This window comes from Microbispora sp. NPDC049125, assembly GCF_040802045.1.
Lineage (GTDB): Bacteria > Actinomycetota > Actinomycetes > Streptosporangiales > Streptosporangiaceae > Microbispora.
Genome location: NZ_JBEZDW010000005.1, coordinates 199050 through 224181 on the forward strand (window position 1 = coordinate 199050; position 25132 = coordinate 224181).

General features: G+C 71.9%; 24 protein-coding genes. 14 read left to right on the forward strand and 10 right to left on the reverse strand.

Translation table 11 applies throughout. The features are described from left to right. Window positions 1-4: 4 nt before the first annotated feature. Window positions 5-793 (reverse strand): alpha/beta fold hydrolase, encoded by a 789-nt coding sequence (locus AB0B72_RS08510; protein ID WP_367737947.1) that lies wholly within the window; start codon window positions 791-793, stop codon window positions 5-7. A 448-nt stretch (window positions 794-1241) separates the two neighbouring features. Between AB0B72_RS08510 and AB0B72_RS08515 the strand changes: the two genes are divergently transcribed. The 4 genes from AB0B72_RS08515 (at window position 1242) to AB0B72_RS08530 (ending at window position 5765) form a co-directional block, all read left to right on the forward strand. After that, window positions 1242-1730, forward strand: a complete 489-nt coding sequence (locus tag AB0B72_RS08515) for a 2Fe-2S iron-sulfur cluster-binding protein (RefSeq protein ID WP_367737949.1) — start codon at window positions 1242-1244, stop codon at window positions 1728-1730. Next, complete coding sequence (locus tag AB0B72_RS08520; RefSeq protein WP_367737950.1) at window positions 1727-2698, forward strand: xanthine dehydrogenase family protein subunit M; 972 nt, start codon at window positions 1727-1729, stop codon at window positions 2696-2698. The genes AB0B72_RS08515 and AB0B72_RS08520 overlap by 4 nt, the downstream gene beginning before the upstream one ends. Then, window positions 2695-4716 (forward strand): xanthine dehydrogenase family protein molybdopterin-binding subunit, encoded by a 2022-nt coding sequence (locus AB0B72_RS08525; RefSeq protein ID WP_367737951.1) that lies wholly within the window; start codon window positions 2695-2697, stop codon window positions 4714-4716. Before AB0B72_RS08520 ends, AB0B72_RS08525 begins: the two co-directional genes overlap by 4 nt. Before the next feature lie 143 nt (window positions 4717-4859). Further along, window positions 4860-5765, forward strand: coding sequence for an NAD(P)H-binding protein (locus tag AB0B72_RS08530; protein ID WP_367737953.1), 906 nt, complete (start codon window positions 4860-4862; stop codon window positions 5763-5765). Between the two features lie 7 nt (window positions 5766-5772). On the opposite strand, the gene AB0B72_RS08535 is transcribed toward AB0B72_RS08530, so the two are convergent. Next, window positions 5773-6225 carry a MarR family winged helix-turn-helix transcriptional regulator gene (locus AB0B72_RS08535; RefSeq protein ID WP_367737954.1) on the reverse strand — a complete coding sequence of 151 codons (453 nt, stop codon included), beginning with the start codon at window positions 6223-6225 and terminating at the stop codon, window positions 5773-5775. Between the two features lie 227 nt (window positions 6226-6452). Beyond that, the gene (locus tag AB0B72_RS08540) at window positions 6453-7040 is read right to left on the reverse strand and encodes an alpha/beta fold hydrolase (protein ID WP_367737955.1); all 588 of its coding nucleotides are present in this window, start codon (window positions 7038-7040) and stop codon (window positions 6453-6455) included. Window positions 7041-7164: 124 nt separating this feature from the next. Here AB0B72_RS08540 and AB0B72_RS08545 point away from each other — a divergent pair, with 124 nt between their 5' ends. From AB0B72_RS08545 to AB0B72_RS08560, 4 genes are all read left to right on the forward strand, one after another. Beyond that, the gene (locus AB0B72_RS08545) at window positions 7165-7734 is read left to right on the forward strand and encodes a TetR/AcrR family transcriptional regulator (protein ID WP_367737957.1); all 570 of its coding nucleotides are present in this window, start codon (window positions 7165-7167) and stop codon (window positions 7732-7734) included. A 250-nt stretch (window positions 7735-7984) separates the two neighbouring features. Next, window positions 7985-9061: an LLM class flavin-dependent oxidoreductase gene (locus AB0B72_RS08550; RefSeq protein ID WP_367737958.1), complete on the forward strand. Its 1077-nt coding sequence runs from the start codon at window positions 7985-7987 to the stop codon at window positions 9059-9061. A 26-nt stretch (window positions 9062-9087) separates the two neighbouring features. Beyond that, window positions 9088-9705, forward strand: coding sequence for a CE1759 family FMN reductase (locus AB0B72_RS08555; RefSeq protein WP_367737959.1), 618 nt, complete (start codon window positions 9088-9090; stop codon window positions 9703-9705). 70 nt (window positions 9706-9775) lie between these two features. Beyond that, the gene (locus tag AB0B72_RS08560) at window positions 9776-11644 is read left to right on the forward strand and encodes a BTAD domain-containing putative transcriptional regulator (protein ID WP_367737960.1); all 1869 of its coding nucleotides are present in this window, start codon (window positions 9776-9778) and stop codon (window positions 11642-11644) included. Window positions 11645-11707: 63 nt separating this feature from the next. Here AB0B72_RS08560 and AB0B72_RS08565 read toward each other — a convergent pair whose 3' ends face one another. Next, a complete protein-coding gene (locus AB0B72_RS08565; protein ID WP_367737961.1) occupies window positions 11708-12547 on the reverse strand; it encodes an oxidoreductase in 840 nt (279 codons plus the stop codon). Between the two features lie 99 nt (window positions 12548-12646). Between AB0B72_RS08565 and AB0B72_RS08570 the strand changes: the two genes are divergently transcribed. Beyond that, window positions 12647-13549, forward strand: a complete 903-nt coding sequence (locus AB0B72_RS08570; RefSeq protein ID WP_367737962.1) for a LysR family transcriptional regulator — start codon at window positions 12647-12649, stop codon at window positions 13547-13549. A gap of 153 nt (window positions 13550-13702) precedes the next feature. Then, window positions 13703-15127: an NAD(P)/FAD-dependent oxidoreductase gene (locus tag AB0B72_RS08575; protein WP_367737963.1), complete on the forward strand. Its 1425-nt coding sequence runs from the start codon at window positions 13703-13705 to the stop codon at window positions 15125-15127. 4 nt (window positions 15128-15131) lie between these two features. Here AB0B72_RS08575 and AB0B72_RS08580 read toward each other — a convergent pair whose 3' ends face one another. Further along, the gene (locus AB0B72_RS08580) at window positions 15132-16376 is read right to left on the reverse strand and encodes an acyltransferase family protein (protein ID WP_367737964.1); all 1245 of its coding nucleotides are present in this window, start codon (window positions 16374-16376) and stop codon (window positions 15132-15134) included. Window positions 16377-16687: 311 nt separating this feature from the next. Here AB0B72_RS08580 and AB0B72_RS08585 point away from each other — a divergent pair, with 311 nt between their 5' ends. Then, window positions 16688-17059, forward strand: a complete 372-nt coding sequence (locus AB0B72_RS08585; protein ID WP_367737965.1) for a PH domain-containing protein — start codon at window positions 16688-16690, stop codon at window positions 17057-17059. A gap of 29 nt (window positions 17060-17088) precedes the next feature. Here AB0B72_RS08585 and AB0B72_RS08590 read toward each other — a convergent pair whose 3' ends face one another. Then, window positions 17089-17670, reverse strand: coding sequence for a TetR/AcrR family transcriptional regulator (locus tag AB0B72_RS08590; protein ID WP_367737966.1), 582 nt, complete (start codon window positions 17668-17670; stop codon window positions 17089-17091). A gap of 79 nt (window positions 17671-17749) precedes the next feature. Between AB0B72_RS08590 and AB0B72_RS08595 the strand changes: the two genes are divergently transcribed. After that, window positions 17750-18670, forward strand: a complete 921-nt coding sequence (locus AB0B72_RS08595) for an oxidoreductase (RefSeq protein ID WP_367737967.1) — start codon at window positions 17750-17752, stop codon at window positions 18668-18670. Window positions 18671-18714: 44 nt separating this feature from the next. Here AB0B72_RS08595 and AB0B72_RS08600 read toward each other — a convergent pair whose 3' ends face one another. Together AB0B72_RS08600 and AB0B72_RS08605 are read right to left on the reverse strand one after the other, a co-directional pair. Further along, window positions 18715-20661 (reverse strand): hypothetical protein, encoded by a 1947-nt coding sequence (locus AB0B72_RS08600; RefSeq protein WP_367737968.1) that lies wholly within the window; start codon window positions 20659-20661, stop codon window positions 18715-18717. A gap of 364 nt (window positions 20662-21025) precedes the next feature. Continuing rightward, window positions 21026-21736 carry an SDR family oxidoreductase gene (locus tag AB0B72_RS08605; RefSeq protein ID WP_367737969.1) on the reverse strand — a complete coding sequence of 237 codons (711 nt, stop codon included), beginning with the start codon at window positions 21734-21736 and terminating at the stop codon, window positions 21026-21028. 83 nt (window positions 21737-21819) lie between these two features. Between AB0B72_RS08605 and AB0B72_RS08610 the strand changes: the two genes are divergently transcribed. Together AB0B72_RS08610 and AB0B72_RS08615 are read left to right on the forward strand one after the other, a co-directional pair. Further along, window positions 21820-22290 (forward strand): winged helix-turn-helix transcriptional regulator, encoded by a 471-nt coding sequence (locus AB0B72_RS08610; RefSeq protein WP_367737970.1) that lies wholly within the window; start codon window positions 21820-21822, stop codon window positions 22288-22290. 126 nt (window positions 22291-22416) lie between these two features. After that, a complete protein-coding gene (locus AB0B72_RS08615) occupies window positions 22417-22917 on the forward strand; it encodes a hypothetical protein (protein ID WP_367737971.1) in 501 nt (166 codons plus the stop codon). Here the strand turns inward: AB0B72_RS08615 and AB0B72_RS08620 are convergent. Both AB0B72_RS08620 and AB0B72_RS08625 read right to left on the reverse strand, forming a co-directional pair. Continuing rightward, entirely contained in the window at window positions 22907-24361 is a 1455-nt protein-coding gene (locus AB0B72_RS08620) for a nitrilase-related carbon-nitrogen hydrolase (protein ID WP_367737972.1), read from the reverse strand. The genes AB0B72_RS08615 and AB0B72_RS08620 overlap by 11 nt on opposite strands. Window positions 24362-24460: 99 nt before the next feature. Then, the gene (locus AB0B72_RS08625) at window positions 24461-25126 is read right to left on the reverse strand and encodes a response regulator (protein WP_367737973.1); all 666 of its coding nucleotides are present in this window, start codon (window positions 25124-25126) and stop codon (window positions 24461-24463) included. Window positions 25127-25132 lie beyond the last annotated feature (6 nt).

Sequence of the window (25132 nt, forward strand, 5' to 3'; positions counted from 1 at the left end):
CCGCCTAGCGTACGGAGCAGATCGCGGACCTGATGACCGACGTCACCGCGTCCGGGTGCGACACCAGGGTCAGGTGGGAGCCGCCGCGGAACTCGGTGACTTTCGAGTGCGCCCGCTTCGCCATGGATCGCTCTGACGACGGGGTGATGATCCGGTCGCCGGTGCTGATGAAGTACCAGGACGGGATCGTCTTCCACGCCGCGGCCTTCGACGGCGTCTGGAACGCGCTGGTCGAGGCGGCTCGCTGGGTGGCCCACAGACGTGTGGCGGTGCTCCTCGGGAGGTCCGAGGCGAACGAGCGGACGAAGGCCTCCCGCTTGAGGTACAGATCCGCCGCTCCCCGGGGTGCTCCCGGGTAGGACACCATGTCGTAGAGGGCGCCGGGATCCTTGCCGAGCGCGGAATCGGAGCCGCTGAGCTGACCGGTGGTCTCTCCCACAGCGGGCGCCGCGGCGTCGACGTACACCAGCGCCTTGACGTTCGGGACGCTCGCCGCGGCATTCGTGATCACCGAGCCTCCGTACGAGTGTCCGGCGAGCACGATCGGGCCGGGGACGGTCCGCAGGAAATCGGCGACGGTGGCGCTGTCGGTGGTGAGATCGCGAAGCGGGTTGGCGATGGCGCGCACCGTATAACCGGCTCGCTGGAGCGAGGCCACCTCGCCGTTCCAGCTCGAAGCGTCGGCCCAGGCGCCGTGGACCAGGACGATCGTGGGCCTGGAGTGGCCCCGCTGTTGACAGGGTGACGGCTCGTTGGCGGAAGCCGGCGACGCGGCCGCTGATGTGGCCGTCACAGTGAACGCTACGAGAGATGTGATGAGAAGGGGCCGTCGCCCGGTGCGTACGGGTTCCATTTCTTCTTCCCTTCGATCCGATGGAGGCCGTGTTGCTGAACGCGTGCGTGAGCCTGCAGGAGGGGGAGGAAGAGTTCGTCGACGATCGACTGGACGCGTGCGGGCTTCGGGGGCTGGAGGTCCATGACCAGGTCGAACGGCATCAGCTCGCTTGCCGTGCCGGCGACGGCGGACGGGTGCGGACGCCTCTGTACTCACCATCCCACGATAGAAAGGCTTCGCGCTCTCGTGCTGATCCGTCCCGACGGCTATGCCGGGCTGGTCTCCGATGCCGGCGACGTCGCGGCGGTATCGGGACTATCTCGCCGCGATCCACCATTGCCCCAACAGCGGGCAAAAGCGTGGATAAGAAGGATTCAGCTGGATACCGCCGGGTAAGCGAGCGCCCATGGAGATCACCCTCACGGTGAACGGCGTGGACCGGGCGATCGACGTGGATCCGCGCGTCTCCCTGCTCGACGTGCTGCGCGAGCGCCTGGGGCTCACCGGTTCGAAGAAGGGCTGCGACCACGGCCAATGCGGCGCCTGCACCGTGCTGATCGACGGGCGGCGCGCGCTGGCCTGCCTCGCCCTGGCGGTCGCCCAGGAGGGCCGCGACGTCACCACCGTCGAGGGTCTGGCCGGCGGAGAGGAGTTGCATCCGCTGCAGGCGGCCTTCATCGAGCACGACGCCTTCCAGTGCGGATACTGCACCCCCGGGCAGCTCTGCTCGGCCGTGGGGATGCTCGCCGAGCACGGCCCGAGTGCCGCGACCGAGGACCTGACCGCCGATCCCGAGCTGACGGCCGAGGAGATACGCGAGCGGATGAGCGGCAACCTGTGCCGGTGCGGCGCCTACCCCAACATCGTGACCGCGATCGCCGAGGTGGCCGGGTGAAGGCGTTCGAGTACGCGCGAGCCGCCGACCAGGCCGAAGCCGTGGCGATGTTCAGGCCGGGCGTGATGTACCTCGGCGGCGGCACGAACCTGGTGGACCTCATGCGGCTCGGCGTCGCGCGGCCCGACACGCTGGTCGACGTGAGCCGCCTCCCGCTCGACGGCATCGAGCCGGACGGCGGCGGGCTGCGCATAGGCGCCGCCGTACGCAACAGCGACCTGGCCGCGCATCCGCTGGTCCGCGAGCGCTACCCGATGCTGGCCCGCGCGGTGCTGGAGGGGGCGTCCGGGCAGGTGCGGAACATGGCGACCGTCGGCGGCAACCTGCTGCAGCGCACCCGCTGCGCGTACTTCCAGGACGTCTCCAAGCCGTGCAACAAGCGGCTCCCCGGATCCGGCTGCCCGGCCATCGAGGGCGACCACGCCGGCCTCGCCGTGCTCGGCCACTCCCACGCCTGCGTGGCGACCCACCCGTCCGACATGGCGGTGGCCCTCGCCGCGCTGGACGCCCGCGTGCACGTCACCGGCCCCGGCGGGGAGAGGGTCGTGCCGATGCCCGGCCTGCACCGGCTGCCCGGGGACGAGCCTGAGCGCGACACCGTGCTGGAGCCGGGCGAGCTGATCACCGCCGTGGTCCTGCCCGCCCCGCCGCCCGGCGCCTCCCGTTACCGCAAGGTGCGCGAGCGGGCCTCGTTCGCGTTCGCCCTGGTCTCCATCGCCGCCGTCCTCGACGTGGACGCTGACGGGACCGTCGCGGACTGCCGGGTCGCGCTCGGCGGCGTCGCGCACGCGCCGTGGCGCGCCTACCACGCCGAGCAGGCGCTGCGCGGCTCCCGCGCGGGGGAGGACGCCTTCGCCGCGGCGGCCGAGGCCGAGATGGAACGGGCACGCCCGCTGCCGCGCAACGCGTACAAGGTGCCGATGGCACGCAACCTGATCGTGCGCACCCTTCTGGAGCTGGCGCCGTGAACCGCGTCGAAGGGCACGACAAGGTCACCGGCCGCGCTCTCTACTCGGCCGAGTATCCCGCCGAGGGCGTCGCCTACTGCTACCCCGTCCAGTCCGAGTTCGCCCGCGCCCGGATCACCGGCGTCGACGCCTCGGCCGCCCTGGCCATGCCGGGCGTGCTGGCCGTGCTGTCCAGCGAGGATCCGCCGGAGCTCGGCGAGGACGTCACGGGGGAGCTGGCGCTGTTCCAGCACCGGGAGGTGGCCTACCGGGGGCAGCTCGTCGCGGCCGTCGTCGCCGACACCTACGAGAACGCCCGCGCCGCCGCCCGCGCGGTCGTGGTGTCCTACGAGCCCGAGCCCCACGACGTACGGCTTCGTGACGACCATCCCGGCCTCTACAAGCCGGACAAGGTCAACCCCGACTACCCGGCGGACACCGAGAAGGGCGACGTCGCGGCCGGGCTGGCGGAGGCGGCGGCCACCATCGACGTGACCTACACGACCCCGGTCATGCACAACAACCCGATGGAGCCGCACGCCTCGGTGGCGATGTGGAGCGGCGACGGCGAGCTGACGGTCCACGACTCCACGCAGGGCGCCTCCGCCGACCGCGACATGATCGCCCAGGCGCTCGGCGTACCGCCCGAGCGGGTGCGGGTGGTGGCCAGGCACGTCGGCGGCGGCTTCGGCTCCAAGGGCACGGCCAGGCCGAACTCCGTCCTGGCCGCCGTCGCCGCACGGGCCGTGGGCCGGCCGGTCAAGGTCGCGCTGACCCGCCGGCAGATGTACGACGTCACCGGCTACCGCACGCCGACGATCCAGCGCGTCCGCGCCGGCGTCGACGCCGCGGGCCGCCTCCTCGCGCTGGAGCACGAGGTGGCCGAGCAGAGCTCCACGCTGGTGGAGTTCGCCGAGCAGACCGCAACCCCGGCGCGCGTCATGTACGCGACGCCCGCGCTGCGCACCGCGCATCGCCTGGTGCGCCTGGACGTGGCCACGCCGTCCTGGATGCGGGCCCCTGGCGAGTGCCCCGGCATGTACGCGCTGGAGTCGGCGATGGACGAGCTTGCCGTCGCCGCCGGGCTCGACCCGATCGAGCTGCGCGTGACGAACGAACCGGACGCCGAGCCCGAAAGCGGCATGCCGTTCAGCTCCCGCAATCTGGTCGCCTGCCTGCGGGAGGGCGCCCGCCGGTTCGGCTGGGACGAACGCGACCCGTCACCCGGCATCCGCCGTCAGGGTCGCTGGCTGATCGGCACCGGCGTCGCCGCGTCCACCTACCCGGCCAGGCGGCGTCCGTCCCAGGCGAGCGCCGCGGTCGAGGACGGCGGGTACGTCGTCAAGATCGCCGCCGCGGACATCGGCACCGGCGCACGCACCGCGCTCACCCGCATCGCCGCGGACGCCCTGGGCGCCGACCCGGCCGTGGTCCGCGTCGAGCTGGGGGACAGCGATCTGCCGTACGCCCCGCTCGCCGGCGGCTCGATGGGCACCGCCTCGTGGGGCTCGGCCGTCACGATGGCCTGCGAGGACCTGGTGCGCGGCGACGGCAAGCAGGGATTCGCCGACACCACCGAGGCGGTCGGCGCCGCCGCCAAGCTGGCCACGCACGCCTTCGGGGCGCAGTTCGCCGAGGTGCGGGTCGACGCCGACACGGGGGAGGTGCGGATCTCGCGGATGCTCGGCGTGTTCGCCGCCGGTCGCATCATCGACGAGACCCTCGCCAGATCCCAGTTCATCGGCGGCATGACCATGGGGATCGGTATGGCGCTGATGGAGGAGACCATCACCGACCTGGAGTTCGGCGGCTTCGTCAACCATGACCTGGCCCAGTATCACGTGCCGGTCAACGCCGACATCGAGCGGATCGAGGCCGTCTGGATCGACGAGGACGACGACCGGCTGAATCCGATGGGCGCCAAGGGCATCGGCGAGATCGGCATCGTGGGAACCGCCGCCGCCGTGGCCAACGCCGTCTACCACGCGACCGGCCGGCGCGTCCGCGACCTGCCCATCACCCCGGCCAAGCTGATCTGACCCCGGCTCGCGGCCGACTGACGGCGAGCGGGCTTACCGCCCTCCTCTCTGGCGGCTTTTGCGTTCAGCAGATAGGAGCATATGCTCGTAATTGTCGCGAAGCGAAAGCGGCGCTCGCGGGTCGCGGAAAGGGAGATCGACCGATGGCTGCCAACGACCTTGTCCTCATCGCAGGCGCCGGCGGCGTGGGCCGTACGGTCCTGGAGAAACTGCGTGCGCGGGATGTGCCGGTGCGCGCGATGGTCCGCCGCGACGATGATCGTGCGGCCGGCTTGCGCGCGCTCGGCGCGGAGGTGGTCGTCGGCGATCTGACCCGGCCGGAGAGCGTCGCGGCCGCGCTGGAGGGCGCCGGGCGGATGTACTTCGCGATGCCCGTGTCGCCGGACCACCTGCTGGCAGCGACCGTGGTGGCCGCCGTGGCGCGGGAGCACGGAGAGCTCGCCGGCCTGGTCGGCATGTCGCAGATGACGGTGTCGCAGATGACCGCCACCAGCACCGCGGAGTCGCACCAGCAGCGGTTGCACTGGCTGGCGGAGCAGGTGCTGAACTGGTCGGGCCTGCCGGTGGTGCACATCCGGCCGACGTCGTTCCTGGACAATCCGCTGTTCACCACGCTGGCGGCGCGCTCGATCCGGGAGAACGGCACGATCGCGCTGCCGTTCGGGTCGGGGCGCACGTCGCCGGTGGCCGTGGACGACGTCGCCCGGGTGGTCGCCACCGTGCTGCGCGATCCGGCTCCGCACGTCGGGCGCGTCTACGAGCTGACCGGGCCGCGCGCGGTCGACATGACCGAGATGGCCGAGGAGTTCTCACGGGCGCTGGGGCGTCCGGTGTCCTATGCCGATGTGCCGCTGGACCGGTGGCGGGCCGAGGTGCTCGCGCAGGCGGGCCTGCCGCCGCACACGGAAGAGCACATCGCCACCATGGCCCGGCTCCACCGCGAGAACCGCTACGACCGCGCGTCCGACGACGTCGAACGCCTCACGGGCGCGCCGGCCCAGACGATCGAGACCTTCGTGGCCGCGCGCAAGGACTTCTACCTGCGCTGAGCGGGCCTCATTCGGCCCAGGGCTGGAAGCCGGTGCGGAGGACGGCTTCGAGGGAGGTGCGCAGCCGGGCCGCCTCGTCGGCTCCGAAGCTCTCCTCGAACCGGGCCTGCACGGATCGCCACAGCGGCAGAGCGACGTCCAGCCGGGAGCGGCCCTCCGGCGTGATCGTGACGATCCGTGCGCGGCGGTCGGCCGCCGACGACTCGACGGTCACCAGGCCCCCGCGTGCGAGCGGCTTGAGGTTCGAGGCCATCGTCGTACGGTCCATGGCGATCTTCTCTGCGAGGCTGGTGATCGTCATCTCTCCATGGGCGCCGAGCGTCTGCAGGATGCTGAACTGCGTCGCGCGGAGACCGGCCGGGGCCAGGGCCTTGTCGTACGTCGCGCCGAGGTACCGGGCCGCCTTGCGCAGTGCGAGGTTGTTGCACGGGCCGCCGAGGTCCGCCGGCGTAGGGCGCATGGTCTCCTCCAGAGCTTCTCCCCCGATGATAGGAGGACCTGCTCCCAATTCGATCCTGTGACAGTTGGCCGCCAACCGCGCCGCAAGGCGCTGTCTTGTCGGTCAGTGTTCAGCCGGATCGAGAGGTTGAGGCGAGTGGTCCGGTGGAATCGATAGCCGGCGCTGCAGTCGGTGATTGGGTGTCCCGGGGGTGGCGTGTCGGCTGGCGTCGCTGGACTTGCGGCGGTTCACGGGTTTGCCGACAGGCAGTCCAAGACGAGTCGGACAGCTTCGGGTAGGTCGATGTGGTCGTCTGGGCGCGCGCCGTAGTGAGCGCCGGTGGCAGTGAGGACGGCGGTTGCTTCCAGGCCGGTGACGAGGGCCTTGACGTGGTGGATCGGATCCGGGAGAAGAACCGGGTCGTCAGCGGCGGTGAGCAACCGGTACCGCTCGGCGGCCCGGCGCAGCCGGGGCCAGTCGAACGGCTCGGCGAAGAAGTCCGCGAGGGCTTCATAACCGGCCGGCACGTGCGCGGGAGTCGCCACGAGGACCGCGCCGGCGAAGGCGCCGGCGGTGTTGACGTCGTGCTGTTGCAACAGGCCAAGGACGTTGACGCCTCCGATGCTGTGTCCGACGAGGACGGTGTCTCGGGGGTCGGTGTCCGCCACACAGTCGCGAAGGGCCGTCCGCCAAGGGGCGAGCCGGGGCGCCGTGTTGTCGGGCAGGTTCGGGATCCGCACCCGATGTCCTTGGGCTTCCAGCATTTTGCGGAGGTAGGGGAACCAGACGCTGTCGCTGTCGGCCTCGTAGCCGTGCGATACGACGATCGTGCTCATGTGATACTCCAATCGAAACGCTACGTAGCGTTTCGATTGAAATTAGCACGCTGCTACGGTGATGTCCATGTCTCCAGGTTCGTCCGCCGCTGATGCCGACCGCCCCCGCCGCGTCGGAGGCCGGGTGCGTAGCGCGGACGCGCATGACGACGCGCTCCGCGCGGCGGTGCAGATCCTGGAGGACGATGGATACGCCGCCATCACCATCGAGGGGGTGGCGGCCCGTTCCGGCGTGGCCAAGAGCACCATCTACCGGTGGTGGTCGTCGAAAGCCGAGCTGGTGATGGAGGCCTACGGGCATTTGGTCGCCGAGCGCATGCCGATGCCGGACAGCGACCGCCTGGTGGAGGATCTGACGACTTTCGTCACCGCGTTGTACCGGGTCGCCGAGCATCCAGCTCGGGTCAGGGCGCTTCGTGGCCTCATGGCCGAAGCTCAGCTGGACCCGGTCTTCGCTGAGGCGTTCCGCGGCTGGGTGCAGAGCCGCCGCGATGTGCTGGCCGCTGTGTTCACACGCGCCGTCGATCGCGGTGAAGTACCCGCCGGGCTGGATGTCGACCACGCCGTCGACCTCGTATTCGGTCCGTTCTGGTACCGATTGCTGGTCGAACATCTACCGGTGGACCCAGCTGAAGCCCCGGCCCATGTCCGCCGGCTTCTGCGTGGACTCAGTGACGCACCCCCACAGTCCTGACCCCGGCCTCCGGGTGGGGGCGTGGTCATCGAGAAGTCGGATCGTCTCGTGGGGGTGCGCCGCCGGCGACGACGCGGCGGGCGTGCACGGCGCGTGAAGGACGTGTGCAGGAGGCGTCAACGTGGCGGCGCTTCGATGGGAACGTGACCGGAACGACCGGTCGCGGATGACCCAGGGGGAGCTGGTCCCGATGACCGATACGTGGAGCCTCGATGCGGTGCGCGACGAGTTCACGGGCTGAGTGATCACCATGCACTTCGGCATCTTCACCGTCGGCGACATCGCGCCCGACCCCGCGACCGGGCGCGCGCCGACCGAGCACGAGCGCATCAAGCGCATGATCGAGACGGCGCTCAGGGCGGAGGAGGCGGGCCTCGACGTCTTCGCGATGGGCGAGCACCACAATCCGCCGTTCGTGCCGTCCTCGCCCACCACGATCCTCGGCTACATCGCGGCGCGGACCAGCAGGATCCTGCTGTCGACGTCGACGACGCTGATCACCACGAACGACCCGGTGAAGATCGCCGAGGACTACGCGACGCTCCAGCACCTGGCGGACGGCCGGGTCGACCTGATGATGGGCCGGGGTAACACCGGCCCCGTATACCCGTGGTTCGGCAAGGACATCCGCGACGGCATCGCGCTCGCGGTGGAGAACTACGCGCTGCTGCGCCGGTTGTGGCGTGAGGACGTGGTCGACTGGGAGGGCAGGTTCCGTACGCCCCTGCAGTCGTTCACCTCGACCCCCCGCCCGCTCGACGGCGTGCCGCCGTTCGTCTGGCACGGCTCGATCCGCAGCCCCGAGATCGCCGAGCAGGCCGCCTACTACGGCGACGGGTTCTTCCACAACAACATCTTCTGGCCGGCGGAGCACACCCGCCGGATGATCGACCTGTACCGGACCAGATTCGAGCACTACGGGCACGGGCCGGCCGACCGGGCGATCGTGGGGCTCGGCGGGCAGGTGTACATGCGGAGGAAGTCTCAGGACGCGATCGCCGAGTTCAGGCCGTTCTTCGACAATTCCCCGGTGTACGGCAACGGGCCGTCGCTCAAGGACACCATGCGGCAGACGCCGCTGTCGGTGGGTAGTCCGGCGGAGATCATCGACCGGACGCTCCGCTTCCGGGAGGACTTCGGCGACTACCAGCGCCAGTTGTTCAACGTCGACGGCATGGGCCTGCCGCACAAGGCGGTGCTGGAGCAGATCGACTTCCTCGGCGAGGAGGTCGTCCCCGTGCTCCGCAAGGAGTTCGCGGCGCGGCGACCGGCGCACATCCCCGAGCCGCCCACCCACGAGTCGCTGAAGGCGGCACAGGTCCGATGAAACTCACCGAAGGCGGAGCAGGTCCGATGAAGCGCGTCATCGCCGTGGTGTCCGCCGGGCTGGGCCGCCCGTCCTCGACGCGGCTGCTCGCCGACCGGCTGGCCGCGGCCGCGGAACGCGAGCTGCGCGAGGTCGGTGACGACGCCGAGGTGCGCGTGATCGAGGTCCGCGATCACGCGCATGATTTGGTCGACAACCTGGTCAGCGGCTACCCGGCCGAGAAGCTCCGGGACGCGCTGGAAACGGTGATCGGAGCCGACGGCCTGATCGCGGTCACGCCGACGCTGACGGCGTCCTACAGCGGGCTGTTCAAGGCGTTCTTCGACGTCCTCGGCATGCTGGACGACGACGCGCTGACGGACAAACCCATCCTGATCGGCGCGACCGGCGGCACCGCGCGGCACTCGCTGGTGCCGGAGAACGCGATCCGTCCGCTGTTCGCCTACCTGCGAGGCGTGGTCGTGCCGACGTCGGTGTTCGCGGCCCCGGAAGACTGGGGCGGCGCGACCGCATCTGATCTCCTGGCCCACCGGATCGACCGGGCGGCGGCCCAGCTCGTCGCCGAGATCCACCGGCGGGGCGCGCCGGCCGGCCGTGATCCGTTCGAGCCGACGCCGTTCGCCGACCTTCTCGGCCCGGACTGACCTGGAATAACGGCCGTACGCGGGCCGTTGCCGGGGTTGGCCATAGGGTCGGTTTCCGGAGGGGGCCTTGGTGGGGGAGCGGCTGCGGTTCGAGGTGCTCGGCCCGGTGCGCGCATGGCGCGGCGACGACGAGATCGAGCTGGGCTCACCGCAGCAGCGGGCGATCCTCGCGATCCTCCTGCTGCAGGCCGGGCAGCCCGCCTCGCCCGACCAGCTGATCGCCGCGATCTGGGGCGACGCGGCGCCGCGCGCCGCCGTCGGCGTGGTCCGCTCGTACGTGTCGCGGCTGCGCCGCGCGCTCGGCCCAGGCCACCCGGCGGCGGTGATCGAGTCGGTCGGCGGCGGCTACGCCCTGCGGACCGAGAACCTCGACCTCGCCGGCTTCCAGCGGCACCTCGGGGTCGCCAGGGAGGCGAGCCGAGCCGGTGACGCCCCCGCCGCGGCGGACGCGCTGCGGGCCGCGCTGGATCTGTGGCACGGCACCCCGCTCGCCGGGGTCAACGGAGACTACGCCGAGTTCCAGCGCGTACGACTCGGGCAGGTACGGCTCACGGCGATCGAGGACCTGGCGGCGGCCGACATCGAGTCGGGCCGGTACGCCGAGGCGGCCGCCGGGCTCGCGGAGGTGATCGCCGAAGAGCCGCTGCGCGAGCGGCCCCGCGAGCTGCTGATGCTGGCGCTCTACCGGTCGGGCCGGCAGGCCGACGCGCTCGCCGTCTTCGCGCAGGTGCAGCGGCTGCTCGCCGACGAGCTGGGCCTGGATCCCGGGCCGGACCTGAAGGAGATGCAGAGGCGGATCCTGGCGTCCGACCCGGCGCTGCTCGCCCCGGCCACGCCGGCGTCCGTCCCCGCCGCGCCGCACGGGCCCACACAGAACGGGCCCACACAGCACGGGCCCAGTCAGCTGCCGCCGGACCTGCCGGACTTCGTCGGCCGCGACGAGGAGCGCTCAGTCATGGCCGGCGCCCTGACCCCGTCGCACGCGAGCGTGCCGGTGGTCGGCGTCGAGGGGCTCGCGGGCATCGGCAAGACCGCCCTCGCCGTGCACCTCGGGCACGAGATCGCCGCGGACTTCCCCGACGGCCGGCTCTTCGTCGACCTCGGCACGGCCGGCGAGCCGCTGGCGGAGCTGCTCCGCGGCGTCGGCGTGCCGGGCGCGGGGCTGCCCGAGTCGTTCAGCGAGCGGATGGCGCTGTGGCGGACGCTGACCACGGGACGCCGGTTGCTCGTCGTGCTGGACGACGCCCGCGACGCCGAACAGGTGCGGCGGCTGCTGCCCGGCTCCGGCGGGTCCGCCGTCGTGATCACCGCGCGGCAACGCCTGTACGGCCTGGCGTACGTCCATTGGCTGACGCTGGGCGGGCTGGGCGAGGACGATTCGATCGCGTTGCTGGAGCGGCTCATCGGCGCCGGCCGGGTGCGCGCCGAGCCGTCGGACATCCGCGAGCTCGTCAGGCGCACCGCCGGCCAGCCTCAGGTGCTGCGGGCTCTCGGCGCGCGGATCGCCTCGCGGCCGGGCTGGAGCATCGCGGAGGCGAATCGGCGGCTCGGCAGGCCCGGCCCCGGCTCGCCGGTGCTCCCGCCGGAGTGCCGGGCCATCGAGCGGCCGTACATGTCGGTGATGGAGCAGCTGTCACCCGCGCAGGCGCGGGCGTTCCGGCTGCTGTCCATGGCCGACGGGCCGGAGGTCTCGCTCGACGCCGCCGCGGCCGTACTCGAACTGCCGCTGGACGACGCCGCCGCGCTGCTGGAATCCCTCGTGGACCTGCACCTTCTGGAGCCGGGCGGCCTGGACCGGTACCACTACACCGAGCCGCTGCGGCAGTTCGCCCGCAGCCGCGCGTTCGCCGACGACGGCCCCGAGGCGAGCCAGGAGGCGTTCGTCAGGCTCGTCCGGTTCCGCGGCGCCGAGGCGGATCGGGCCCGCCCCGGCGCCTGAGTCATGCGGCGGCCGTCTCAAGGGGGCGGGCCGGCCGATGCTCCGTCGAACCGGAGGCTGATTTCAGGACATGGCGGTCGAGCGGCTCAGGGTCTCCCACGCGGTGACCTCGGCCAGGAGGGCCTCGTGGTGCTCCCGTACGCCGTCGACCGCCTCATCGCCGAGGACGAGGCGCAGCGGCGGGTTCGCGCTGCCGACGGCCTGGAGGATGGCCGCCGCGCCCTTCACCGGGTCGTTCGGCTCTGCGTCCAGGAGCTGGTTCGTCATCTCCCGGGTGGCGCCGGACGTCTGGTGGTAGGCCCCGATCTCACGAGCCTTGCGGATGTTCCTGTTGAACTCCGTACGGAACGCGCCCGGCTCCACGATGAGCACGCGGACTCCCAGCGGCGCCAGCTCGGCCGACAGCGTCTCGGACAGGCCTTCGAGCGCCCACTTCGCGGCGTGGTACGCGCCGAAGCCCGGGTAGGTCTTGAGCCCGCCCAGCGAGCTCATCTGCACGATCGTCCCGCTGCCCCGCTCCCGCATCAGCGGCACGACGGCCCTGGTGACCTCGGCCGCGCCGAAGTAGTTGACCTCCATCTGCGCCCGCAGATCGTCCATGGAGACCTCCTCGACGGCGCCGAGGATCATGCTGCCGGCGTTGTTCACCACCACGTCGATCCGGCCGAACACCGCCAGCGTCGCCTTCACCGCCGCGTCGACGGAGGCCGGGTCGGTGACGTCCAGCGCGGCCGTGCTGAGCCGTTCCCCGCCGATGTCCGCCAGCCCCGACAGCGTCTCGGGACGGCGTGCGGTGGCCATCACCCGGTCGCCCGCGGCCAGCGCCGCCAGCACGAGCTCGCGGCCGAAGCCGGACGAGCATCCCGTGATCAGCCAGACGCGACCGTCGGTGTGATTTGTCATCGTTTCTCCCTTTATGCGTCGAATGACAGAAACAATGCTGGTGTCTACGTGTCTGGGGCGTCCAACACCTATTGCCTGGACCGGCGGTAGCCTGTGCCTGTGGCCCCGGAGCTTCGGCAGCTCAGGTACTTCGTGGCCGTCGCGGAGCAGTCGAGCTTCACCGGGGCGGCCGCCCAGCTCCTGATCACTCAGCAGTCGCTGTCCCAGCAGATCAGCGCGCTGGAACGGATGCTCGGCGCGAAGCTGTTCGAGCGCGACAGCCGGGGCACCACGCTGACCGGCGTAGGAGCGCTGCTCCTCCCCGAGGCCCGGGCCGTGCTCGCGCGGGCCGACGAGGCCGTGGCCGTCGTCCGGCGGGCGGTGCGCGGCGAGGCCGGTACGCTCCGTCTCGCCTTCCTGGCGACCACGGCCAACTATCTGCTGCCGCCGGTCGTCCGGGCCGTGCGCGAACGCCTCCCCGGGCTCACGCTGAAGACGGAGGAGACGACGATCGCGCCCCTGGTCCAGGGGGTGATGGAGGGGCGTTACGACGTCGCCTTCACCCGCCCTCCGAAGGTCGACGGGCTGGCGTCGCGCACTCTGGTCACCGAACAGGTCTGCGCCGTGCTGCCTGAGGACCATCCGCTCGCGGGACGCGCCGAGTTGCACCTGCACGACCTCGCGCACGAGCGCTGGGTGCTGACCCCGCGCGGCTCGTGGGAACCATGGCACCGCGCGTACGACGACGAGTTCCGTGAGGCCGGCTTCACGCCGGACGTCGTCCAGCGAGACGCGAGCATCCGCGTCCTGCTCGGTCTCGTCGCGGCCGGAGTCGGCGTGACCCGGCTGGCGCGGTCGTCCCGGACCATGCGCCGCACCGGTGTGGTGTTCGTGCCGCTGGCCGGCGCGACCGTGTCCACCGAGATGGTCTGGCGGCCGGACCAGACCTCACCGGCCGTGCGGCGGCTCGTGGACGTCGTCACCGACCTGGCCGCGACCACCGACCTCACCGAGGCCGGTTGACCTCGCCTGCGAGAGCCTCCCGCCGATGACGGCGCGCCTGACGATCCATGATGTCCGTCTGGCGGTCGCTTTCCATCCTTTCGCCCGAGACGGTGAAAGACTCGTGTGAACAACACGGTGGCCTGACCTGCGACAGCGGGGGGTGCGGGGTCCATGGTGGATGAGGACGACGTCTTCGACGTGATCGTGATAGGCGCCGGACCGGTCGGTGAGAACGTCGCCGCGCGAGCCGTACGCGGTGGTCTGACCGCGGCGGTCGTCGAGGAGCGCCTCGCGGGCGGCGAGTGCCACTACTACGCGTGCATCCCGAGCAAAGCGCTGCTGCGGCCGGTGGAGCTGGCGGCCGAGGTCGGCCGGGTGCCAGGCCTGGAGCTGCGCGGCCCGATCGACACCGCCGCCGTGCTGGCCCGCCGCGACGAGGCCGTCTCCAACTTCGACGACGGCGACCAGGTGAGCTGGATCGAGGACGTCCCGGCGACGTTCGTCCGGGGCCGGGGGCGCCTCGCCGGCCCCCTGAAGGTGGAGGTCACGACACCGGACGGCGGTGTCACGGCGTTGCGTGCCCGGCACGCCGTCGTGGTCGCGACCGGCAGCGACCCCTTGATCCCCGACGTTCCGGGGCTGTGGGAGGCGCTCCCGTGGACGAACCGGGAGGCGACCAGCGTCCAGCAGGTGCCGAAGCGGCTCGTCGTGATCGGCGGGGGTGCCGTCGCCTGCGAGATGGCCCAGGCGCTGCACGCCCTCGGCGCTCAGGAGACGACCCTGCTCGTGCGCGGCGACCGCCTGCTCTCCAGGACCGAGCCGTTCGCCGGCGAGCTGCTGGTGGAGTCGTTCCGGCAGTCGGGCATCGACGTGCGTTTCGGCCGGTTGCCCACCCGGGTGGAGCGCCCGGTCCCGGGCGGGCCCGTGACCGTCCACACCGCCGACGGCTCGCCGGTCGAGGCCGACGAGGTCCTGGTGGCCACGGGCCGGCGGGCGGCCGTGGGCGACCTGGGCCTGGAGACGGTGGGCCTGCGGGGGAGCGGCCCGATCGAGGTGGACGCCACCATGCGGGCGACGGCCGTCCCCGGCGGCTGGTTCTACGCGGTCGGCGACGTCAACGGGCGCAACCTGCTGACCCACATGGGCAAGTACCAGGCCCGGGTGTGCGGCGACGTGATCGCCGCACGGGCCAAGGGTCTGCCCGACGGCCTGCCGGCCCTCCGCGACATCGCCGACGACCGGGGCGCGCCCCAGGTCATCTTCACCGATCCACAGGTCTGCGTGGCCGGGCGGACCGAGTCCCAGGCCCGCGCCGACGGCTTCGCGGTCCGCGCGGTGGAGTACGACATGGGGGCGGTCCCCGGCGCCTACCTCCAGGCCGAGGGCTACACCGGCCGGGCCAAGATGGTCGTCGACGAGGATCGCCGCGTGCTCCTCGGCGTCACCTTCGCCGGCCCCGGGGTCCTCGACCACCTTCACGCTGCCACCATCGCGGTGACCGCAGAGGTGCCCCTCGAAAAGCTGTGGCACGCCGTCCCGGCGTTCCCGACCGTGAGCGAGTTCTGGCTCCACCTGCTGGAGACGTACGGCCTGTGACGCGTCAGCCGCGCATGCCGAACAGGAACCGGGTCAGCCGTGTGCGGCGCACCAGCAGGTCGTACGCCGCGAGGCTCAAGGCGAGCGAGGCCGCCACGATGACCACGTACTTCACCGCCGCCGGGGCGTCCCAGCGGACCACCTCGTACGCGACCGCGACGAGGATCGGCTGGTGGAGGATGTACAGCGGGAGCACAGCGGCGACCAGGTAGCCGTACAGCCGCCTCCTCGGGGCGACGCCAGGCGGTGTGGCCGGGGCCGGGGCGGCGTCCGGAGCGGCGGCCCGTGCCGTCCGTCGGCGGTCGAGAAGGCCGAGGATCGCGACCAGGCAGCACCATCCCGCCGCGCCGTACAGCAGGCGGACGCCGATGGCGAGCGCGGTCATGTCCGTGAAGGGATCCGCGCCGGGGGCGTCGCCCGCGACGAGGAAGCCCGGCATGCCGATCATCAGCAGGACCAGGGCGGACACCACGGCGAGTGCCGCGTCACGGCGCATCGCGGCCCGGAGCCGGTCGTCGGCGGCGAGCGCGAAGCCGTACAGGAAGAACAGCAGGTACGCCCAGCGGCTCCACCCGGCGAAGGCCTCCTCCATTCCGGCCAGTGCGGTGATGAGCGCGACGGGCACGGCCGGGAGCGCGAGGACGGCGCCGCGGCGCCGCGCGACCCCCGCAAGCAGCTCACGGACCCGGCGGCCGTCGCGCCGGGGAAACCAGCGGTACAGCGCGGCGAGCAGCAGCGCGTACACGAGCAGCATCACCACGAACCACAGGTGCCCGAACTCGAAGTACTCGCCCCGCAGGATGAACGGGAAGTTCGTCAGGTCCAGCCGGACGGTGAAGAATCTCGGCAGGAACCGCAGGTACGACTCGTGATAGGCGGGATCGGCCTTCAGCCGGAGCCACTGCGGCACCGGGATGATCGTGAGGGTGGCGAAGGCCAGCGGCACGCCGAGCCGTAGCAGCCGTTCGGCGGTGAACCCGCCGGCCCCGCGACGGCGCAGCGAGTGCCACGACCCGAGACCGGCGATGAGGAAGAGCATCGGCATCGCCCAGACCACGCACAGACCCGCGATGATCGTGGGCGCGTCGCTGGTCTGGGCGTTCTTCACGTAGTAGTCGTCGCGGGTGTCGAACACCAGACCCGAATGGAAGAACACCAGCCCGACCACCACCAGAGCCCGGATCGCGTCGAGCTCCGGCCGCCGTCCGGGCCGCTCCATGTGAGGTGGATCGATCTTCGTCGCCGTCATCGCGCCTCCGCCGTCCGGGACACGCTAATTCATCCCGGCCCGCGGACGCGCGGCACGACCGGTACGGGTTCAGCGGCCGGCGCCCGGCGCCCGGCGTCCCGCCGGAACCGGCGGTCCGGGTCCGGTACGCGGCCACGGCCTGGGCGACGTGGTCACGCGCGTCGGCCCGCACCGCCGGCTCTCCACCGGTTCCGAGTTCGGCGTGGACATCTCGGCGGAACGTGTCGGTATGGTGCATGATCCGAGATCGGCCCGTGAACCCGCACGGTCACCGTTGACAGGAGCCCGTGCCGTCAGTGTGGGGAGTTCCCGTGAACCAGTCCATCCCGTACGACAGGCCCGACCAGCTCCAGCAGATCCAAAGTGGCCTCCTGCAGGGCGAGCAGATCATCGCCGTCTATGACGCCATCGGCGCCGGAACGGGATTTCTGGGGCTCACCGACCGCCGGGTGATCATCCAGGACAAGTCCTTCGTCGGGAAGAAGGTCGCGATCACCAGCATCCCGTACTCGAAGATCACGAGCGTCAGTGTGGTCAGCAACAAGTCCTTCGCCGGGTCCTTCTTCTCCTCGGGGTCGATCGCCGTCAACGTGGGGACCCACGTGTACGAGGTCGACTTCCGCGGCGAGCAGAAATGCCATCACGTCCACAACGTGATCTTGCACTTCATCTCCAACCCCTGACGTAGCCGTCCGGGCGGCGGCGCGTCACGTCATCCGGGGGGAGTGCGCGCCCCCGGCGGCCGGAGCCCGTCGCAGGTGATCGTCGTGATGCGGCCGGGAGCGCTCGCCCCCAGCTGGCGCTCCATCGTGGCGCAGCCTCCCATGAGCGCCTTCACCTCTCTCGGCCCGACATCGTCCCGTACGGCTCCCGCCCGCTGGGCGCGGGTGAGCAGATCGGCGAGCGCCCTCTGAAGCTCCTGGTCGCTCGCCGCGGCGAGCGCCTCGACGTCGACCCCCGCGCCGGCCAGGGCTTCGCCGAGCCCCTTGTTGGCGATGCCCTCGGCGACCATGTACGCGAAGAAGTCGAAGAACGCCTGACCCGGGTCGCCGGCCGTGGCCAGGGAACGGGCTCTCGCGCTGATCCGGTCGATCCTGGCCACGACGATGGCCGTGAAGAGGGCGTCCTTCGTGGGGAAGTGCCGGTAGACGGTGCCGGCTCCCACACCGGCCCGCCGGGCGATCTCGTCGATGGGGACCGACAGCCCTTCGGCCGCGAAGACCTCGTGGGCGACCTCCAGCACCCGTGCGCGGTTGCGCAGGGCGTCGGCGCGCGGGGGTCTGCCGGACGTCATGGGTTCTCCCTCGACAACCGGGGCGGGCGTTCCGTATAGTTCGAAGCGGGGCGCACGTTCCGATTATAGGAGGAGCCCGATGAGTGGAAGACAACGGTGGACCTCCGCCGACGTGCCGGACCAGGACGGGCGGGTGGCCGTGATCACGGGCGCCAACTCGGGCATCGGCTGGGAGACGGCCAAGGTGCTCGCGGGCCGCGGCGCGGCGGTCGTGCTGGCCTGCCGCGACATCGGCAGGGCCAAGGACGCCGCCGCCCGGATCCAGGCCGCCGACCTCCGGGCCGCGGTGGGCGTCGTCCGCCTCGACCTGGCGTCGCTCGCCTCCGTCCGGGAGGCCGCGGAGGAGATCGTGGCCCGCCATCAGGCGGTGGATCTGCTCGTCAACAACGCCGGCCTGATGTGGACTCCCCACGGCCGTACGGAGGACGGGTTCGAGCAGCAGTTCGGCGTCAACCATCTCGGCCACTTCGCGCTGACCGGGCTGCTGCTCGGCCACATGTCGGCCGTTCCCGGATCGAGGGTCGTCACGGTGAGCAGCAACGGCCACCGCCAGGGCCGGATGGACTTCGACGATCTCCAGTCGGAGCGGGCGTACAACCGGGTCGCCGCGTACGGGCGGTCCAAGCTCGCCAACCTGATGTTCACGTACGAGCTGCAAGACCGCCTCGCGGCGGCGGGCGCCCGCACAGCCGCGCTCGCGGCCCATCCGGGGGGAGTGCAGACTGACCTCCTCCGCCACGCGCCGGCCTGGTTCAAGGCCGTCAACTGGGCCATCGGGGGTTTGGTGACCCACGACGCGGCGGCGGGCGCCCTTCCCACGTTGCGCGCGGCCACGGACCCCGCCGCCAAGGGAGGCGAGTACTACGGTCCGGACGGACGCTTCGCGACGACCGGCCATCCCGTGCGGGTGAGCTCCAACGCCCGATCACACGAGGGCGAGGCCCGACGGCGTCTGTGGCGGGAGTCGGAGCGCCTCACCGGGGTGACCTTCCCGGTCTGACCCGGGGCAGGGCGTCGTACCGCCCGGCGGGACGGCCACCGCGGTCAGGCGGGCCGGTAGCTGCAGCGCAGGCCGGTCTGCACGGTGGCGCGCAATTCCTCGCCGATGACGGCGTCGGCCTGCGCGACGCGGGCGAGGGCGCGCCGGATGGCCTTTCCCACCGCGATCCGCGCCCGTTCGTCGGGGCCGGCGAGCTCGCGCTGCCGCCCGCTCGTGCCGGTCGCGACGGTGAGCTCGTCGACCAGCCAGTCGAACTCGGCACGCAGGACGGCGGCCCGCTCCTGCTCGTCCATCCACTCCAACTGCTCGATCTCGTGCCGCAGATCGGCCAGCCGCCGTTTGTAGTCACGTTTGGCCAGGCCGTCCAGCATCGACTGGGGGGACGCCGCGAGGGCGGGCGTCGTGGCGGGCAGGCCGGGACCCGCCGCCAGGTCGGCGGCGGGGATCTCCTGCCCGGGATTGGCCAGCAGGACCGCGAGATGTCCCATTCCCACGCTGTGGTCGACGAGCGCGGTCCGGCCGTCCAGCTCGATCTCCCACCGCCGGCCGCGGCGCTGCACGGTCACCACGGGGGAGTGCCGGGGCCCTTCCGGGAGGGATTGGGGCGGCCGCCGGGCGGCGGGCAGCGCCATTCCCAGCCGGTCCGCCTCCTGCGCGGCGAGCGCCGCCTCCCGCCTCGCCGCCGCGTCCTGCGGCCCGTGCCGGAGCGCGAGGGCCTCCCCGAGCCGGTGACGCGAAAGGACGACGGCCGGCCAGTGCCCCAGCGAGAGGTTGTGGCGCACCGCCGCACGCAGATGCTCCACGGCACCGTCCAGATCGCCGACGGTCAGAGAGGCCATCCCCAGGCTGTGGTGCACGGATCCGAAGCAGGCGACGCCGAGGCTGACGATGACGGGAAGCCGCGCGAACGGGGCGAGCAGCGCGTGCGCCTCGGCCGCGATTTCGGCGTCCTCCAGCATGTACGCCGCCTCCACGACGCCGTACATGGTGATCAGCCAGCTGCTCGATCGCGGCAGGTCCGCCAGGCTCCGGCCGCGGAGACGGGCCAGCGCGCCGGCCGCCTGCCGCCGGTCTCCCGCGGTGGCGGCGGCGACCGCCAGCCCGGAGAAATAGGAGTTGTCGATCGAGCTGAGCGTCGGCGAGTTCACCAGCTCGGACAACAACGGGAGGAGCTCGGCGACGCGCCCCTGATACCAGCGGATCGTCGCGAGCTGCCCTCCGTACCACCCTGTGGTGTCGACGTCCCCCGCAGCCGCCCCGCGCTCGGCGCACACGGACGCCGCCGCCTCGGCCCGGTCGAACAGGCCGGCCCGGATGCCGAGCATCACCTCGATCGCGCTGACCACGAACCCGGCCGCGAGGTGGTCGTCGTGGACCAGCAGGCCGCTCAGCTCCGCGAGGGAGCGCTCGGCGTGCGGGTCGTCGTCGGCGAACAGGTCGACCGTCCGCCACAGCAGCCCCATCAGCAGGTCGCTGCGGCGGCCCGTCCTGGACGACTCGCCGATCAGCTCCTGGGCCAGCTCCCGCCGCAGGGGCCCGTGCTCTGGCCCGAGCACGCAGTGGTGCGCCAGGCTGAGCGCCTCGGCCAGGGCCACCGGATCCCCGGAGTCCCTGGCCTCGGCGACCGCCGCGAGGATGGCGCCGTGGCCGCCCGTACGGTAGTCGTCCTCGGCGGCCATCCTGATGCGCAGCCGGAGCGCCACCGAGGATCGTGGATCGACGAGCTGGACGGCGCGGCGCTGGCGCGTTCTGACCTTCGCCGCGTCGGCCGCCGTCCGGTGCTCGTGCACCCACAGGCCCCCCAGCCCCAGGGCGGCTCTGGCCATCGTCTCCCCGTCGCCCCGCCGCTCCGCCTCTCGGTAGGCCGCGTCGAACCAGTGGCGGCCGGCCGCCAGATCCCCCTCTACAAAGAGCGCGTGCTCCCCCGCTCGCAGCCACTCCTCGACGTCGTGGCGTTTGACGGCAAGCTCTTGCGCTCGGCCCCCGGTCACGGTTTCCTCCCGTTACGACCCGTCCTCACCCCCGTCAGGCAGGGTGGTGATCTTCGGGCCGGTCGTTTTCCCCGGTGTTCCTGGACCTCCAGTCTTAGGCGTCGCCGCTTGCACACGGATTGACGATCGCTTACGAATCGGCGACGGATATGCGCGGTCGGTCCGCGTGACCGGAGGCGTCTGGCTTTGTTACATGAGGTTTGGAGCCGGCAATCTCGTCGTGTTTAAGGTGCCCGGCCTTGGGCAGCCGAAAACGCGGTCGTGACCGCCGGCAATTGGGTCCGCCCCAAATCCCCGGCCATAATTATCCAGGGCCATAGCCCGCGCGTATGCCGCCTCTGAACCGGCTCCGGGCTCGTGGTGGTCAGGCCGTCGCCGCCTGCCTCGGGTACAACGCTTCGAGGTCGGCGGACAGGGAGCTCCGCACCTGGCGGCTGAAATCGTCGGCGATGACTTCGCGGGCTCCGGCCTGGACGCCGTCGAGCGCCGCCGCGGCCACCACGGCCGGGTCGGACTTCGGGGAGTCGACACCGGCGGCCATGTCGGTGTCCATGAAGCCGACGTGCAGGGCGGCCACCGAGACGCCGAGCGGTTCGAGTTCGAGACGGAGCGAGTTGGTCAGCGACCACGCGGCGGTCTTGGCCGCGCTGTAGGCCCCGTACGGCGGAATGTGCAGCCATGAAAGCACCGACAGGACGTTGAGCACCGCGCCGCCGCCGTTGGCGGTGAGGATGGGCGCGAAGGCGCGCGTCATGTTCAGCGTGCCGAAGAAGTTCGTCTCCAGCTCCAGCCGGATGTCGGCGGGATCGCCGCCGAGCAGGCTCGCTCCGGTGGAGATCCCCGCGTTGTTGATGAGGAGGGTCGTGTCCCCGGCCGCGGCCGCCGCGGCGGCCACCTGCTCGGGGTCGGTGATGTCGAGCCGCAGCGGGTGCACGCCGGGAAGGTCGATGGTGGAGGGGTTGCGTGCCGCCGCGTAGACCTTCGCCGCGCCCCGCTCGACCAGCGCGGCGGCCAGGTGGCGGCCGAGCCCGCGATTGGCCCCGGTGACCAGTGCGACGGAGTTCTCGATGCCCATGTGTCTGCTCCTCATGCTGTGTAGGTTTTCCCAACTTAGCTGCCTGGATTGGTTGTGGCAACCCAGCGGGATAAAATGACGACATGGCGGTGAACGTTGCTGGAGCAGGGCAGACGGAGCAGACGTGCTCGATAGCCAGGACCCTGGAGGTGCTCGGCGAGCGGTGGACCTTCGTGATCCTGCGCGAGGCGCTGGCGGGGGTGACGAGGTTCGCCGACTTCCGCGAGCAGCTGGGCGTCGCCCCGGACGTGCTGAGCGATCGGCTCGCCACCCTGGTCGCCGCGGGCGTGCTCGAGAAGCGGCCCTACCGTGAGCCCGGGGCGCGGATCCGGTACGGATACCACCCGACCCCGGCGGGGGAGGAGCTCCGCGTGGTGCTCGGCGCGCTCCAGCAGTGGGGTGACGCGCACCGTCCGCTGGACGGGGGACCCACCGTCGAGCGTCGCGCCGTGGACGACGGCCGCCTGCTCAGCGTCGCGTTCGTCGACGACACCGGCACAGCCGTCCCCCTGGACCGCGTCGCGTTCGTCAAGACCGCCGCCTACCCCTCCTGACCTGCCACGCGCGGCCGGTACGGCGGTACGGATCAAGGCCCGTCCGTTGTTGCGGTTCGGAGCGGAGGGGCGGCACGGCACGCGCCGGACCTCCGGGCAGGCACGGACACCATGTGGAAGGCAGAGATGAACGACGCCCACCTCGGACACACCTCGGCGCTGCTGCGCCACTTCGCCGACCTACGGGACGACACCCATGGCGGCGCGGTCACCAGGAGCGACAAAGGGCTGCTCTTCGCCGCCGCCGCCGACCTGCTCGATCCGGTCGCGCGGCAGGCGCTCGGCGAGATCGACACCCATCTGCTGCTGGGCACGGGTCGCACGACCGCCACCGGCGTTCGCGCGGCCAACGGAGGCGTCAGCGCCGTGTGGGAGCTCTCCTGGCCGGAGCAGCGGGCGGCGCGCGTCGACCCCATCGTCATCCGCGCCTTCTACGGCGCCGGGTTCCACCATCCGCATCTGAGGGGCGGCACGGTGGGGGACTGGCCGCTCAACGTCTTCACACCCGAACAGGCCGCCGCCGAGCTTCCCACCCTGCGCGCCATCGTCACCGCCGACCTGCACAACCTCGTCTTCCAGCGGGGCTATCGCATCGTCCCCGCCACCGTGGCGGGGCTCAGCGAGTGACGCCCCGCCCACGTCGTTCCCCGCGCGGACGCCGCCCGGCGACGGCGAGTGCCAGGACGGCCGCCGCCACGCACAGCCAGGCGAACCAGTCCCCGGCGCGGGTGTAGAACGTGTCCGCTCCACCCGTCCGGATGGTGGCCGTGAGCGTGGTCGGCGCGTGTCCCGTCGTCGAGGCGGCGGCCACGACCCGTCCGTACGGATCGGAGACGGTCAGCTCGCCGTCGGCGGCGCCGCGCACGAGCCACATGCCGTTCTCCACACCGCGCATCAGCGCCACCCGCGCGTGTTGCCTGCCGTCGACGTCGAAGTCCCACGCCGGCAGCAGCATGAGCTCCGCCCCGCGGCTCCGGTACTGCCTGGCCAGCTCGGGGAAGTCGAGGTCCTTGCAGATCGCCACGCCCACGCCGGGCAGCACGAGCAGCCGGTCGCCCGGTGTGTACGGCTCGACGCCGGGCACCATGTGCTGCTTGCGGTAGACGGCCGGAGCCCCTCCTGAAGCGGGGAAGAACATCGCGGCGTTGTAGTTGGCGTCGGTGACGATGACCCCCGCGACGATGTCCAGACCCCGCTCTCGCGCGAGTGCCGCCAGCGGCGCCGTGATCAGGGGCAGACGGGCCGACGTCGTGACGAAGCCCCCCTCCGGCAGCACGACGGCGCCGGTTCCCGGCGGCAGCGCACGCACGCGCGTCACCACCTCGCCGAGCCGCTCCCGGCCACGCGGGGTGTCGATCGGCGCCCAGTCGTCCTGCTGCCGGGAGGCGATCATCGCCACCGTCAGCGCGGGCCCGTGCGGCGCCGCCAGGCTCAACCGTACGGCTCCCGCTCCGGCGGCCAGGATCACTACGACCACGGCTCCGGCCCCCACCCACCGCGACCCCGCTGTGCCGGGCGGCCAGGGCGAGACCGCCGCCGCCAGAGCGGCCGGGAGGCCGGCGACCAGGAACGAGACGCCCCACGCGCCGGTGATCGCCGCGATCTGGAGCACCGGAACGAGGTCGGCCTGGGTGGCGGCCAGAGTCCAGATCGCGCCGTTGGGGGTGAGGACGGCGACGAGGTACTCGGCGCTCACCCAGATCGCCGGCACCGCCACCGCCGCCAGTGCCGGCAGGGCCCGCCGCAGCAGCGCCCGGAACGTCAGCACGGCGACGGCCGCGACCAGAGCGGGAGTGAGCAGGTTCAGAAGTGCGAGCGGGAGCGGCAGCTCCAGCCGGTCGCGGTACAGGCTCCACATGCCGAGCCCGCCGGCGGTCCACGCCGTCAGTGCCGCGACGGCCGCCCCGAAGGCGGACACCCTCGGGGCGAGCAGCAGCACGGGCAGGGGCGCGATCCAGGTCAGCCAGGGAATCGGGTCCAGGCCGGTGCCGAAGTACAGCAGACCGGCCGACAGGCCCGTTCCCAGCACCGCCGCCGCGGTGAGACGGGTGGGATTGGGGTTCGTGCGCATCGGGCTCCTCACAGGGTGGGGCTCCGATGCTGCCCGCGACAGGCGAGGAGGGGATCGCCGCCGGGAGTGAACCCGGCCTCACTCCTGAGGGCGACGCCCTCACTCCCGATCCGAGGCCCCCGGGACGACCAGACCGGACTCGTACGCGAAGACGACGGCCTGCGCCCGGTCCCGCAGGCCCAGCTTGGCCAGCATGTTGCTCACGTGGGTCTTGACCGTGTGCTCGCTGACCACGAGCTCGGCGGCGACCTCCGCGTTCGACAGCCCGCGCGCCACCTGCGCCAGGATCTGCGTCTCCCGGAGGGTCAGCTCGCCGAGCCGCGCCTCCAGGCGCGGTACGGCATGGCCCGTCCGGGCCAGGCTCGCGATGAGCCGGCGGGTCACCGAGGGGGCCAGCAACGCCTCGCCGGCCGCGACCACCCGGACCGCGCCGACCAGGTCGTCCCGGTGCGCGTCCTTGAGCAGGAAGCCGCTCGCCCCCGCCCGCAGGGCGGCGTACACGTACTCGTCCAGGTCGAACATGGTCAGCACCAGGACACGCGCAGTGGTGGACGCGCAGATACGCCTGGTCGCCTCGACCCCGTCCATGCGCGGCATGCGGACATCCATCAGCACGAGGTCGGGGCGGAGCTCGACGGCCGCGCGCACGGCCTCGGCCCCGTCGGATGCCTCCCCGACCACCGTGATGCCGGGCTGCGCATCCAAGATCATGGAGAAGCCGCCGCGGAAGAGGTCCTGGTCGTCGGCGACGAGGACGCGAAGCATCAGCGG